Source organism: Algoriphagus kandeliae (assembly GCF_004571135.1).
GTDB lineage: Bacteria > Bacteroidota > Bacteroidia > Cytophagales > Cyclobacteriaceae > Algoriphagus > Algoriphagus kandeliae.
This window is the reverse complement of record NZ_SPSB01000002.1, coordinates 462,873-475,351: the sequence shown is the minus strand read 5'-3', so window position 1 is coordinate 475,351 and position 12,479 is coordinate 462,873. Positions and strand designations below refer to the sequence as shown.

Sequence of the window (12,479 nt, the reverse complement as noted above, 5' to 3'; positions counted from 1 at the left end):
AAAACAGATCCTATCAATAAGTAAGATAAGTAGCTATCTCACCAATCTACAAAAATACCCACACATTTACGCAAATGGTCGATTTATTCTTCTAAGCCAGAATTTTGCATTTTTTCCAGATTCTCCGCTAAACGAAGAGCTGAAATAAATTCCTCAATATGACCATCCATTACTTCGGGCAAGTTGTACACGGTCTTGTTAATCCGATGATCCGTAACCCGGGATTGAGGGTAATTATAGGTTCGGATTTTATCGGATCGGTCTCCACTTCCCACCATGGATTTTCGCTGAGCCCCTACTGACTCATTGTGTTTAGCTAATTCTATCTCATACAAACGTGAACGGAGTACTTTCAGCGCTTTTTCAAAGTTTTTGATCTGAGATTTTTCATCCTGGCAAGTGACAACAAGACCTGTCGGATTATGCGTCAAGCGAACCGCTGAATAGGTTGTATTGACAGACTGTCCTCCTGGGCCGGATGAACAATAGGTGTCCTTCCGAATATCATTCATGTCCAAATGAACTTCCACTTCATCCATTTCCGGCAAAACCGCAACGGATGCGGCTGAGGTATGCACTCTGCCTTGGGATTCGGTAGCCGGTACTCGCTGCACCCTATGAACACCTGATTCATATTTTAGCATCCCATAGACATCTTCACCAGAGACTGTGGCAATGATTTCTTTATAGCCACCAGCAGAACCAAAGGTCAAATCCAAAACGGTCAATTTCCAGCCCTGCATTTCGCAGAATCGCTGATACATGCGGAATAAATCCCCTGCGAAAATCGCCGCCTCATCTCCTCCGGTACCTCCTCGGATTTCCAAAATACAATCCTTGGAATCATTGGGGTCTTTAGGAATAAGCAATTGCTTCAAATGCTCCTCTAAATCAACTTTCCTTTCCTTGAGCTCCTCCAGTTCGGCCTTTGCCATCTCTCGAAAATCAGGGTCTTTTTCCTTCTCAAGGATTTCCTTGGAGCTATCAATATTTTCTAATACCAGCTTGTACTCATCATAAGCTTTGACCACCTTTTCCAAATCCTTGTATTCCTTGGTAAGCTTTGTATACTTACTCATATCGGACATGGTGTCCGGTTGGATCAAAAGCTGTCCTACTTCTTCAAATCGCTCTTTAAGTGCTTGTAATTTATCCAGCATAGTTCTTTGTTCGCTTCGCAAAAGTAAGGATTAATTCTCGCTTCATGAGAGGCGACAGCATTTGCGTTGTATCATTTCTATCCAATCTTTCGTTTAGCATTCGTAAATTGATTGCCATGAAAGCTTTCCGCATTTCTGTATTCCTTTTTCTAGCTATTGGGTTAGCACAATGTTCAGAAGACACCCAACTTCATGATTGCATCGACAAGTCTAAAATCAACTTAGATGCAGCTTGTATCACGCTATATGCCCCTGTTTGTGGATGTGATGGAAAGACCTACAGCAATGAATGTGTGGCCATCAATTCAGGGCTAACTTCCTTTACCCAAGGAGCATGTGATGAAAAAAATTAAGGCCCTGAAAACAGGGCCTTTTGATTATTCTACAGTTACAGATTTTGCCAAATTTCTTGGCTGATCCACATTACATCCACGCATAACTGCAATATGGTACGAAAGCAATTGCAATGGCACCACCGCTACTAATGGAGCAAAGGCTTCATGAGTTTCAGGAATTTCGATGACATGGTCTGCCATATTTTTTACCTGAGTATCCCCTTCAGTCACTACGGCAATCACCTTTCCTTTTCTGGCTTTTACTTCTTGGATATTGCTGATGACCTTTTCATAGGAACTGTCCTGCGTTGCAATGAAAATCACAGGCATTTCCTCATCAATCAAAGCGATAGGACCATGCTTCATCTCAGCAGCAGGATAACCTTCCGCATGGATATAAGAAATTTCTTTCAGCTTTAAAGCTCCTTCCAAAGCTACTGGGAAGTTGTATCCACGACCTAGATAAAGCGCATTTCGCACATCTTTATACTCACCGGCAATGTACTTGATGATATCATTGGTCTCTAAAGCTTTCTCTACCTTTCCAGGGATAGACTCCAATTCATGCAATAACTGGATGTATTTTCCTTCAGGCAAGGTTCCACGGTGATAACCAAGTTTCAGGGCCATCATCGCCAATACAGAAATTTGCGCAGTGAAAGCTTTGGTTGAAGCAACACCAATCTCTGGACCAGCATGGGTGTAAGAACCTGCGTGAGTGGCTCTTGGAATGGATGAACCTACTACGTTACAAACACCAAAGATGGTAGCTCCTTTTGATTTAGCTAATTCAATCGCAGCAAGGGTATCTGCTGTTTCACCAGATTGAGAAATAGCGATTACAAAATCTCGATCATTAATCACTGGATTTCTGTATCGGAACTCAGAGGCATATTCCACTTCAACGGGTACCCGAGCAAATTCCTCAAACAGATATTCCGCTACCAATCCAGCATGCCAAGATGTACCACAAGCTGTGATGATGATTCGCTCAGCATTTTGGAATTTTTTCATGTAATCCCGCAAGCCTCCTAAAACCAATCTACCTGACTTGGCATCCAATCGACCACGAAGACAGTCTGCAATGGATTTTGGCTGCTCATAGATTTCTTTAAGCATGAAGTGGTCATAGCCACCTTTTTCGATCGCTTCAAGCTCCAACTCCAATTGGTTGATATAGGGGTTGGTTTCTACGTTTTCGATGGTTTTCACCTGAAGGCGGTTATTTCGAATAACCGCGATTTCATAGTCATCCAAATACACTACCTTATTGGTATACTCGATGATAGGAGTGGCATCGGAAGCTAAAAAATATTCATCTTCACCAACACCGATCACCAAAGGAGATCCTTTTCTCGCTGCAATTAAGGTATCCGGTTCTTCTAGGTTGATTAGCACAATGGCATAAGCTCCTACTACTTTATGAAGGGCAAGTCGAAGTGCCTCTTCCAATGAGCAGTTATTATGCAACTGAATATCCTCAATGAATTTGATGAAAACCTCCGTATCTGTTTCGGATTGGAAAGTATATCCTTTCTGAAGAAGGTCTTTTTTCAACACTTCATAATTTTCAATGATCCCATTATGGATCATCGCGAGTTTTTCAGAAGAAGAATAATGAGGGTGAGCATTTACATCATTTGGCTCTCCATGAGTAGCCCAACGAGTATGGCCTATTCCAATTTTAGAATGGATTTCGCCATTGGATTCGAGGTGCTTTTCAAGTTCAGTAACCTTACCCTTCTTTTTGTAAATACTGAGTCCATTTTGATCTAACAAAGCAACTCCTGCACTGTCATAGCCTCGATATTCGAGTCTTTTTAGTCCTTTAATAATAATGGGTAAAGCTTCTTGCTGCCCCACATATGCAACAATTCCACACATATTGAAAAATTCTTTTTGTTTTTTAGAACTTGCACAAAGAAACAGCTTTCGTGCCAAAAAAAAGAATCCACTTCCGTAAAATTTGAAAGTGGATTCAGAATACTTTTTCGAAATCGATTGTTTAACGGATTTTCGAGTAGATCACTTTGACTTTTAATCTGTTATTCTGGACTTTAAACTGCCTCAAGGACCGTTTGAAATCATCTCCGGTAGTCTCTGATGAGTTTCCATATAGCAACCAATCTTTTCTGGTAACCTCACCTCTAAAAATTCCATTTAGATAAGAGGTAATCCCCACAACATAGGTCCCTTGAGTAGAATTATAACTTCCAATAGCTGGAGCAATTACTGCAGGTATGGTTTGTTCATTTTCATCCAGGATATTTTGAGGCTGACCGTCTCGCTGAATTGTCAATGGCTGACCATCAGCGCGTGTCAAAATCTCATTGCTATCATCGGTAAAGTAGGAAACAAAAAAAGCAGGAGGGTTTTGACCTTCAGGAACAGTTTCGATTTCGCCGATTTCTAATTGGACCTGTTTGAAAATTACTCCAGATAAAGTATCCAAAAACTCATCAATTGGTGAACTGTCAACTTTGATCGTCATCCCGAGATTAGCTTTCATTCCTACCAGATTTCCTGTTTGATAGGCCTTTTGTTTTTCTACCACGACTTCTGTTGGAGTACCACTACGATCACTTTTGACTCCATTAAAACTTCGGGAAGATGCCGTGTTGATTTCAAAAGAGGTGGCTACAGTATCCCCCGGATAATGGAAATAAGTCAAGATTGCAGTTTGAGAACCTAAATTCACACCAATGGTGGTATTATCTCCCTCTCTTGCTTTAATCGCAACGCCGGGGAAGTAGTCTCTAAAGGTGAAAATATTATTGAACTCCGTACCTCGCTTTAGTTTACCAAAAAGCTCCTCAGAAAATTCAGGAGTTACCGTCATTAAGATCGTCGTATCCTTTGTTTCTCCAAATTCAACCTCCGAACTCGCAATTGGATTTTCCTCATAGGCAAGTTCACTGAAGTTATAATAAAGGGTATCGAGGATACTTTCAGTTAGGCGATGAATACTGTAAAATTTGGGTTCATCCAGATTCTGACCATTGACGGAAACGATATCCACTGAGAAAAACATGGAATCTAGAATAGCTTCTGCCTTTGGGCGCTCATCAGTCACCTCAAAAAACATCCGAGTAAAACCCGTGCTGGAAGTTTTTCCAAAATAGGGGTCTTCCTCATTCCCTACTACCAACAAGCTTTGGTTGGTGGTATTGAATGAGTCCAACAACACGACTTCCGCAGGAAGCTCGAACTCGGTGAAGAAAACGCCCACTTGGTTGTTTCCCGGTGCCAATTCGATCCCTACGGAAGACGGGTCGGAACAAGAATTAAAGAAAATTGTGAATACAACGGCAAGGGCTGTCCACTTAGCCTGCCAAATTGGTGTAGATATCGTAGAGCTCTTCGTGAGCTTGTTCCTCTTCTTCAATGCTGATTTCAAACTTCTTGTCTTTAGAGAAATCCTCAATTAGTTGGTTTAATTCATCGGAGACTTCGCCGCCTTTCACTACTAAATCGGCATATTCCATACCCATGCGGATAAAGCCTTCGAAGTCTTTGCTTTCCAAAGGTGCTAAAATCGTGTCATCAATGTCCACCATCTTAACCTTGTTTAACAAATCATCGCCAAAGGTATGAGAAAATCCATTGTTGTAGATAGCAAATACGGATTTTGTATTCTTGAAGAGAGGTTCGTTTTTGTAGGTAGTCTTCAAATACATAGGGATCAATGAAGTCATCCAGTCATTGCAGTGTACAATGTCAGGAGCCCATCCCAATTTTTTGACTGTTTCGATCACTCCCTTACAGAAGAATATGGCCCGCTCGTCATTATCCTCGTAGAAGTTTTCTTGCTTGTCATGGAATACACTTTTACGCTGGAAGTAGTCCTCATTGTCAATGAAATAAACCTGCAATTTTGCCTGCGGGATGGATGCTACTTTAATAACTAGGGGTTTTTCTTCTTCGCCCACGGCAATATTAATCCCTGAAAGTCTCACCACTTCATGAAGTCGGTTTTTGCGCTCATTGATCAGCCCAAAACGAGGAACCAAAATACGAATCTCCATTCCACGCTCTTGCATGGCTTGAGGGAGAGTTCTTAGGAAATTGGCTACTTCTGAAGTTTGGAGAAAGGGGTTGATTTCACTGGCAACGTAGAGGATACGTAGTTTGGACATATTAATTGTTTTTAAGTAAAGTGATAAACAACGGCACAAAGATAATAAAAAAAGCCTGAAAAGCCTTGTTTTTCTGAATATTAATCTAGTTTTGCGGCAATTTCCCCAAACTATTACCCGACGCGTGCAGGTATTTTACACAGGGGCCGAATGGACATCCATCAGGCTTCAATTTCAATCAAATAATTCGACAATTGGTCTTGTCCCAACAATGGGAGCGCTACATGAGGGACACCTTGATTTGGTTGCTCAATGCATACAGCAAGCAGACATTTCCGTTGTTTCCATCTTTGTCAATCCTACGCAATTCAATAATCCAGAGGATTTCGAAAAGTACCCAAGTAGCCTTCAAGAAGACTTGGAATTACTGGAGAAAGCCGGGGTAGATTACGTCTTCGTTCCAGAAGTCAAAACCATGTATCCGCAGGAAACAAACCTGAAATTTGACTTCGGACCCCTGGAGCGGGTATTGGAAGGAGCTTTCCGGCCAGGACACTTCAATGGGGTTGGAATTATTGTTTCCAAACTTTTCAATATGATCCAGCCAAACTTGGCATTTTTCGGACAAAAAGACCTTCAGCAAGTTGCCATCATTAAACGATTGGTAAATGATCTTTCCTTTCCTATCCAATTAGAGATTGTCCCTACTCGCAGAGAAGAAGACGGTCTAGCTCTCTCTTCACGAAACAGAAGACTAAACAAAAGCGATAGAGAAAAAGCCCTCATTCTTTATAGGTCCATGGTTTTAGCCAAAAAGGAACTATTGGAAGGAAAAAGCTGGTTGGAGGTACAAAAAAAGATTCACCAAGAATTTAAGAAAACCGAAGGAGTTGATTTGGAGTATTTTGAACTGGTAGAACCGGATCGATTCGAGCTTTCCACTGAATTTAGCACTCTTAAAAAGGCGTCCCTATGTGTAGCCGCCTATGTGGGAGAAGTCAGATTAATCGACAACCTCCCTGTAATTTCTTAAGTTTGCGGGCTGAAAAACTAAACCAATGCATATTCAAGTCATGAAGTCCAAAATCCACCGGGTGAAAGTCACTCAGGCGGAACTTCATTATGTGGGATCGATTACCGTTGATGAAGATTTGATGGACGCAGCCAACATTATCGAAAACGAAAAAGTCCAAATTGTCAACATCAATAATGGAGAGCGTTTGGAAACTTACGTGATTAAAGGCGAGCGAGGCAGCGGGCAAATTTGCCTGAATGGTCCAGCGGCACGAAAAGTAGCTGTTGGAGACATTATTATCATCATTTCATACGCAGGAATGGATTTTGAGGAAGCAAAAAAATACAAACCTGTGGTAATTTTTCCGGACGACCATAACCGATTGATCTAATGCTTCACCCCCGAATCAAACAAACTATTCAGGTGCTCCTATCCTTAGGATTGGCAATCTGGATATTTTGGTTTCTTTATCGGGATATCGAAATCGACACACTTTGGAGCCAAGTTCAAAGCAGTAATTGGATCTGGATTGGGTTTTCTTTGGTTATTTCTCTTTTTGGTTTTTGGTTGAGGGGCTGGCGCTGGACCCTTTTGATGGACTCAAAGGAAGGTAAACCTATCAGCAGCGGAGATTCGTATCATGCCGTGATGGTAGGCTACCTAGCCAATTTATTGGTGCCACGCGCAGGAGAAGTTGCTCGCTGTGGAATACTCAGCCGAACCAATGGAATTTCAATTGGCCACTTGCTGGGAACCGTGATCTTGGAAAGATCTATAGACTTGGTTTTCTTGATGGGAACTATTGCAATGGCTTTTTTGGTGGAAAACCAACTGTTCATAAGTCTAGCCAATCAATTGGTGAATCTGGAGTTTCTTCTTCAAAAGGCTACACAAAACCTTCCGATTATCTTGGGTGGACTAGGAGTCTTGGTACTCTTCCTTTACATTCTTTTTAGAAAATTCAGACAACACAGCCTGATTTTAAAGGCACAGAATTTTCTACGCGAAATTTATTCTGGAATAAAAGGAATAGCACGACTTGGAAATCCGTGGGGATTTTGGATTAGCTCCCTGATGATCTGGGTAATTTATTTTTTAACCATGTTCGCAGTATCCAAAGGGATTGCAAGTACTGCCAATTTGTCAAGCGGCGAAGTACTCCTGGTCATGGTAATGGGCAGTATTGGCATGGTTGCTCCAGTTCAAGGGGGTATTGGCACCTTCCATGCGTTGGTGGCCTTTATTTTGATACAATTGGGAATTGCTGAGCAGGATGGAAAAATCTTTGCGGCTATTATCCATGGGACACAGCTGGTGCTAATATTAGTGGCAGGTCTAATTTCATGGATTTATATGATGCAAAAGCCTGCTTGGAATAAACCCGTAAGGGAGTAAATTCGTAATCAATCCAGAAATTTAAAACGACTATGATTATACTTATTGTTGTTGTCTTTGCGATCCTCGGATTCGTGGTGAGCAGCAGATTAAAAAGCAAATTCAAGCGCTATTCTCAGACTGCCTTGGAGGCAAATCTTTCAGGTGCTGAGATCGCCAAATTGATGTTGGCGGATCATAATATTCATGATGTACAAGTGGTTTCCGTAGAAGGTCAACTTACTGACCACTACAATCCCATGAATAAGACGGTCAACCTAAGTCCTGAAGTCTACTATGGAAGAAATGCTGCTGCCGCAGCCGTAGCAGCTCACGAATGTGGCCATGCCGTACAGCATGCTACTAGCTATGCTTGGCTCAACTTCCGATCAGCAATGGTTCCGATTCAAAATATCTCCGGAAAAATTTTGAATGTAGTATTAATCGCTTCGCTTTTCGGTGGCTTTGCATTAGGACTTCCTTATCAGTGGATAGGCTTCATCGTAGTGGGCTCATATGGGGTAATGACCTTATTTACTTTGGTAACCCTACCTGTAGAATTTGATGCATCAAACCGCGCCTTGGCTTGGGTAAAAAATCGAAACATCGTAACGGCACATGAATATGACATGTCTAAAGATGCACTGAAATGGGCGGCCATGACTTATGTCGTAGCGGCACTAGCTTCATTGGCTACTTTGGCTTACTATATTTTTATTTTCTTTGGAAACCGAGATTGATTCAAATCAAAATTAAATTCGGAAAGGGGCAACATTTTGCCCCTTTTCTTTTTTTAATATAACTTCCGAATCTAAATAAACCCGAATAAAACACAGATGAATTTTCAACTTACTGAAGAGCATTTAGCTGTACGAGATGCAGCCCGTGAGTTTACTCAAAGTGAACTTCTTCCCGGTGTCATTGAACGAGATACAGAAGCCCGCTTTCCAAAGGAGCAAATCCAAAAAATGGGAGAGTTGGGATTTATGGGAATGATGGTTGACCCAAAATATAATGGAGGAGGTATGGATACCATCTCTTATGTTTTGGCGATGGAAGAAATCTCCAAAATCGACGCCTCCGCTTCAGTTTCCATGTCAGTCAATAATTCTTTGGTTTGCTGGGGACTTGAAAAATACGGAACCGAAGAGCAAAAAGAGAAATATCTTAAAAGACTTGCAACCGGAGAAATCCTAGGTGCTTTTTGCCTTTCCGAACCAGAAGCAGGATCTGATGCCACCTCTCAGCGCACAGAGGCGAGATTGGAAGGTGATCACTATGTATTGAACGGTACCAAAAACTGGATTACAAATGGATCTTCTGCCAGCGTATATCTGGTAATTGCACAAACAGACGCAAGTAAAGGGCATAAAGGAATCTCCGTCTTTATCGTTGAAAAGGGCTGGGATGGATTTATCATAGGAAAAAAAGAAGACAAACTAGGTATCCGAGGTAGCGATACCCATTCCTTGATGTTCAACGATGTCAAGGTTCCGGTAGAAAACCGAATCGGATTTGAAGGATTTGGATTCACTTTCGCTATGGAAACCCTCAATGGAGGTAGAATTGGTATTGCCGCACAAGCATTAGGAATTGCTGCCGGCGCATACGAACTTGCATTGGCTTATTCCAAAGAAAGAAAAGCTTTCGGTAAGCCTATCAGTCAACATCAGGCAATTCAATTTAAATTAGCGGATATGGCTACTCAAATTGAGGCAGCTCGAATGCTAGTTTACAAGGCTGCTTGGCTCAAAGACCAAGGTGAAGATTACGCACATGCATCAGCTATGGCAAAACTGTATGCCTCTGAAGTGGCTATGAATGTTACCGTGGAAGCAGTACAAGTTCACGGAGGCTATGGATATGTAAAAGAATACCATGTAGAACGCCTAATGCGAGATGCAAAAATCACTCAGATTTACGAAGGCACTTCAGAAATTCAAAAAATAGTTATATCCAGAGGCATTCTCCGATAAACCGATTATCACTTAAATCAGAGGCGCAATTCAAAAAATTGCGCCTTTTTTAATTTATTTTCACTTTTAACATGGATTTTTATAAAATCTTAGTTGGAAAAGTGCTATTTTTGTGAGTCGGAATATATTGAAAAAAAATAATGGAATATTACAATAAGGTTATTGAATCAGTAAATATTCGCTTTTTAAGAGGTTTCAATTATAAGGTTGAAAAGCCCGTTTTTATTCCTGATCACAAGGAATTTGACAACATGCTGATTTTGCTCCATCATGGTACCCTAAAATTTGGAGACGAACAAGAATTAGTCAATGAAGGGGAAGTTCTCTTTTTGCCCGGTGAAAAAAAGATCCCATTAACCATTGGAGGAGGAAACAAGCGGGCCGAAGTACCCATGGAGCACTTTATTGAAAGCAAGCGGAAATACTTGCAAAGCATAAGCTTTAAAGATATTCGTAATTCTGAGGAAGACTGCATTTCGGTCGTAAGCTTTGAATCCAAGGTCTTCGATGTAGTCAACTTCTTCAACAGCCTTGACATTCCAGCTTTCATTATCCGATTCAATGATCGAATCGCCATCTTGATTGAAGATATCATGAAGGAAATGGAACAAAGCAGCGTAGGAAAAGAGCGAATCCTTCGAGCTTTAACTGAAACCTTGGTGATCGAAGTTTTAAGACATATTCTGAAAAACCGCCTCTTCGTGGAAGAGCTTTCTACCAACGTCACTTACTTCAAAGACCCTCGCCTCATCGAATTATTCAAATACATCAAGAGCAATTTAGGAGGAGATTTGTCCAATAAAGTTCTTGCCAAAGTGGCAAATGTATCTGAAGATTACGTGGGTCAATACTTTAAAATGTTGACAGGAATCAACCCTCAGGATTACATTGAATACCAACGTATGGAGGCTGCAGTTGATTTATTGCGAACCACAAAGAAATCTATCCGAGATATAGGTAAAGAGGTCGGCTATAAGGACACAGCTTATTTCTGCCGTCGATTCAAAATGATGTATGGAGTTCCGGCAGGCAAAATGCGAAGAAGAGAATCGCTAATTAACGTGTAATTCTTCGTTGTAAAACTTCTTAAAATTCAGGACCTCGACTAAAAAGTCGGGGTCTTTTTCTATCTGATTGCCAATAACCACTAAATCCGCCCCAGCTTCAAAGCATTGATGGATTTTTTTGAGTTTGTTTAGCCCTCCACCTACAATCAGCGGGAGCCTAAGTTCTGAAGAAACAGCCTGAATTACACGCGTAGAAACCGAGGAAGAAGATCCACTTCCTGCATCCAAATAAACATAATTCATCCCTAGAAATTTCCCGGCTAGAGCCGTGTCAAGGATTAAATCAAGCTCTTCATTTAAGAGGGGAAGGGTTCCTGATTTGCGATGTACACTGCAAATTTCCCCATCGTTAACCAATAAGTAGGCAGTAGGTAAAACCTCCAAACCGGAATTTTGGATTGTCCTGGAGGCTTGAACCTGTTGAGAAATCAAATACTCGGGGTTTCTTCCTGAAATTAAACTCATAAAAAGAATCGCATCAGCCTCAGGACAAACTTGCTGATAAGAACCTGGAAATAGTACTACGGGGATTGGGCTTGTTCTTTCTTTAATAAATTGGATCAATTCTCCCAAATCAGATGATTCATCCTGACTCCCTCCTACCAAAATCAGGTCTAATTCCAGCCCATGAAGGTTTTCCCAGAAAACATCAGAAATGGAATTAGGATCAAATTTCCCCGGATCAATCAGCCAAGCAACACCCTTTTTTTTATTTTCAAAAAGCTGCTGAATAGCGTTACTCACCTTTCTCTGCTGCTTCGGCATCTTCAGGTGCTATCAATTTTTTTAATAATTTTTCTTGAGCCAATGCAAAACCTACCAACAACAATCGCTGTCCTAGACTAGGCCAAAAAGTGGACTTCTGTGGTTTGCTGAGTTTTTCTTTTATTTCTTCATCCAACAATCCCTCCCTTTCTAAAACCTCCAAAGCTTTAGCTGTTTTTCGGTTTTTTTTTCGTTTGGTCATTTTGACGATGGAATATGCCAATAAGCCTCCTGCGAGCACAGCCCCTCCGACTTTGAGCCAGTCTTCGGAATCCTTCTTTAGCAAATCCAATTGTTTTTGAAGGGTTTGCTCCAATTCCTCTGCCTGATTTTCAAGCTCCTTCTTCGCCATCTTCTTCTTTTTTGCTATTGTCAAAAATAAAATTGCTCATTCCACCCTGAATTTCTTTTCGAATAGAAGGTGAATACCGAAGCCAATAAAGGCCAACTACCAGTAATAGATAGAACAATCCTACCAAAAGGAAGCCTGAATAGGTCGACTCAAATACACTACTCAAGAAAAAGGCTAGTGCAAGGCTAAAAAATAACAGGACCAGCAACATCAATCCACCGATAATTACTAAGAGGAGCACCCTTGTGACCACACCCATTACTTGATCTTGGATTTCTTCCTTGATCAAATTTATTCGTGTCTCAACGAGTTTGCGGATTGTTTGGCTGATTTCAGAAATATTCACCATATGAAAAGCG

General features: G+C 41.2%; 14 protein-coding genes. 7 read left to right on the top strand and 7 right to left on the bottom strand.

The window, feature by feature from the left end:
• Window positions 1-83 precede the first annotated feature (83 nt).
• Window positions 84-1,160: a peptide chain release factor 1 gene (prfA, locus tag E4S40_RS06680; protein ID WP_135072459.1), complete on the bottom strand. Its 1,077-nt coding sequence runs from the start codon at window positions 1,158-1,160 to the stop codon at window positions 84-86.
• A 116-nt stretch (window positions 1,161-1,276) separates the two neighbouring features.
• On the opposite strand from prfA, the gene E4S40_RS06675 reads away from it, so the two are divergent.
• Window positions 1,277-1,513: a Kazal-type serine protease inhibitor family protein gene (locus E4S40_RS06675; protein WP_135072457.1), complete on the top strand. Its 237-nt coding sequence runs from the start codon at window positions 1,277-1,279 to the stop codon at window positions 1,511-1,513.
• A 24-nt stretch (window positions 1,514-1,537) separates the two neighbouring features.
• Here E4S40_RS06675 and glmS read toward each other — a convergent pair whose 3' ends face one another.
• The 3 genes from glmS to E4S40_RS06660 all read right to left on the bottom strand — a co-directional run bounded on the left by glmS (window position 1,538) and on the right by E4S40_RS06660 (window position 5,631).
• Window positions 1,538-3,379: a glutamine--fructose-6-phosphate transaminase (isomerizing) gene (glmS, locus tag E4S40_RS06670; RefSeq protein ID WP_135072456.1), complete on the bottom strand. Its 1,842-nt coding sequence runs from the start codon at window positions 3,377-3,379 to the stop codon at window positions 1,538-1,540.
• A gap of 121 nt (window positions 3,380-3,500) precedes the next feature.
• Entirely contained in the window at window positions 3,501-4,880 is a 1,380-nt protein-coding gene (locus tag E4S40_RS06665) for a DUF4270 family protein (protein ID WP_161971780.1), read from the bottom strand.
• Window positions 4,819-5,631: a glycogen/starch synthase gene (locus tag E4S40_RS06660; RefSeq protein ID WP_135072452.1), complete on the bottom strand. Its 813-nt coding sequence runs from the start codon at window positions 5,629-5,631 to the stop codon at window positions 4,819-4,821. Before E4S40_RS06660 ends, E4S40_RS06665 begins: the two co-directional genes overlap by 62 nt.
• A gap of 124 nt (window positions 5,632-5,755) precedes the next feature.
• Between E4S40_RS06660 and panC the strand changes: the two genes are divergently transcribed.
• The 6 genes from panC (at window position 5,756) to E4S40_RS06630 (ending at window position 11,003) form a co-directional block, all read left to right on the top strand.
• Window positions 5,756-6,604 carry a pantoate--beta-alanine ligase gene (gene panC, locus E4S40_RS06655; protein WP_135072450.1) on the top strand — a complete coding sequence of 283 codons (849 nt, stop codon included), beginning with the start codon at window positions 5,756-5,758 and terminating at the stop codon, window positions 6,602-6,604.
• A gap of 25 nt (window positions 6,605-6,629) precedes the next feature.
• On the top strand, window positions 6,630-6,977 hold the full coding sequence (gene panD / locus E4S40_RS06650; RefSeq protein ID WP_135072448.1) for an aspartate 1-decarboxylase: 348 nt from the start codon (window positions 6,630-6,632) through the stop codon (window positions 6,975-6,977).
• The gene (locus E4S40_RS06645; protein ID WP_135072446.1) at window positions 6,977-7,981 is read left to right on the top strand and encodes a lysylphosphatidylglycerol synthase transmembrane domain-containing protein; all 1,005 of its coding nucleotides are present in this window, start codon (window positions 6,977-6,979) and stop codon (window positions 7,979-7,981) included. Before panD ends, E4S40_RS06645 begins: the two co-directional genes overlap by 1 nt.
• A gap of 32 nt (window positions 7,982-8,013) precedes the next feature.
• Window positions 8,014-8,700, top strand: coding sequence for a zinc metallopeptidase (locus E4S40_RS06640; protein ID WP_135072444.1), 687 nt, complete (start codon window positions 8,014-8,016; stop codon window positions 8,698-8,700).
• A gap of 96 nt (window positions 8,701-8,796) precedes the next feature.
• A complete protein-coding gene (locus E4S40_RS06635; protein ID WP_135072442.1) occupies window positions 8,797-9,936 on the top strand; it encodes an acyl-CoA dehydrogenase in 1,140 nt (379 codons plus the stop codon).
• A 140-nt stretch (window positions 9,937-10,076) separates the two neighbouring features.
• On the top strand, window positions 10,077-11,003 hold the full coding sequence (locus E4S40_RS06630; protein ID WP_135072440.1) for an AraC family transcriptional regulator: 927 nt from the start codon (window positions 10,077-10,079) through the stop codon (window positions 11,001-11,003).
• Here the strand turns inward: E4S40_RS06630 and E4S40_RS06625 are convergent.
• From E4S40_RS06625 to E4S40_RS06615, 3 genes are read right to left on the bottom strand one after another with little or no spacing between them, the layout of a single operon-like run.
• Window positions 10,989-11,768, bottom strand: a complete 780-nt coding sequence (locus E4S40_RS06625) for a geranylgeranylglyceryl/heptaprenylglyceryl phosphate synthase (RefSeq protein ID WP_135072438.1) — start codon at window positions 11,766-11,768, stop codon at window positions 10,989-10,991. The genes E4S40_RS06630 and E4S40_RS06625 overlap by 15 nt on opposite strands.
• Window positions 11,740-12,120, bottom strand: coding sequence for a hypothetical protein (locus E4S40_RS06620; protein WP_135072436.1), 381 nt, complete (start codon window positions 12,118-12,120; stop codon window positions 11,740-11,742). Before E4S40_RS06620 ends, E4S40_RS06625 begins: the two co-directional genes overlap by 29 nt.
• On the bottom strand, window positions 12,101-12,469 hold the full coding sequence (locus E4S40_RS06615; protein WP_135072434.1) for a phage holin family protein: 369 nt from the start codon (window positions 12,467-12,469) through the stop codon (window positions 12,101-12,103). The genes E4S40_RS06620 and E4S40_RS06615 overlap by 20 nt, the downstream gene beginning before the upstream one ends.
• Window positions 12,470-12,479 lie beyond the last annotated feature (10 nt).

Bases quoted from the DNA above. Each gene is read 5' to 3' on its own strand.
- E4S40_RS06630 (WP_135072440.1), top strand. From the start codon at position 10,077: ATGGAATATTACAATAAGGTTATTGAATCAGTAAATATTCGCTTTTTA.
- E4S40_RS06645 (WP_135072446.1), top strand. From the start codon at position 6,977: ATGCTTCACCCCCGAATCAAACAAACTATTCAGGTGCTCCTATCCTTA.
- E4S40_RS06625 (WP_135072438.1), bottom strand. From the start codon at position 11,768: ATGCCGAAGCAGCAGAGAAAGGTGAGTAACGCTATTCAGCAGCTTTTT.
- prfA (WP_135072459.1), bottom strand. From the start codon at position 1,160: ATGCTGGATAAATTACAAGCACTTAAAGAGCGATTTGAAGAAGTAGGA.
- E4S40_RS06615 (WP_135072434.1), bottom strand. From the start codon at position 12,469: ATGGTGAATATTTCTGAAATCAGCCAAACAATCCGCAAACTCGTTGAG.
- panD (WP_135072448.1), top strand. From the start codon at position 6,630: ATGCATATTCAAGTCATGAAGTCCAAAATCCACCGGGTGAAAGTCACT.
- E4S40_RS06635 (WP_135072442.1), top strand. From the start codon at position 8,797: ATGAATTTTCAACTTACTGAAGAGCATTTAGCTGTACGAGATGCAGCC.
- glmS (WP_135072456.1), bottom strand. From the start codon at position 3,379: ATGTGTGGAATTGTTGCATATGTGGGGCAGCAAGAAGCTTTACCCATT.
- E4S40_RS06620 (WP_135072436.1), bottom strand. From the start codon at position 12,120: ATGGCGAAGAAGGAGCTTGAAAATCAGGCAGAGGAATTGGAGCAAACC.
- E4S40_RS06675 (WP_135072457.1), top strand. From the start codon at position 1,277: ATGAAAGCTTTCCGCATTTCTGTATTCCTTTTTCTAGCTATTGGGTTA.
- E4S40_RS06660 (WP_135072452.1), bottom strand. From the start codon at position 5,631: ATGTCCAAACTACGTATCCTCTACGTTGCCAGTGAAATCAACCCCTTT.
- E4S40_RS06640 (WP_135072444.1), top strand. From the start codon at position 8,014: ATGATTATACTTATTGTTGTTGTCTTTGCGATCCTCGGATTCGTGGTG.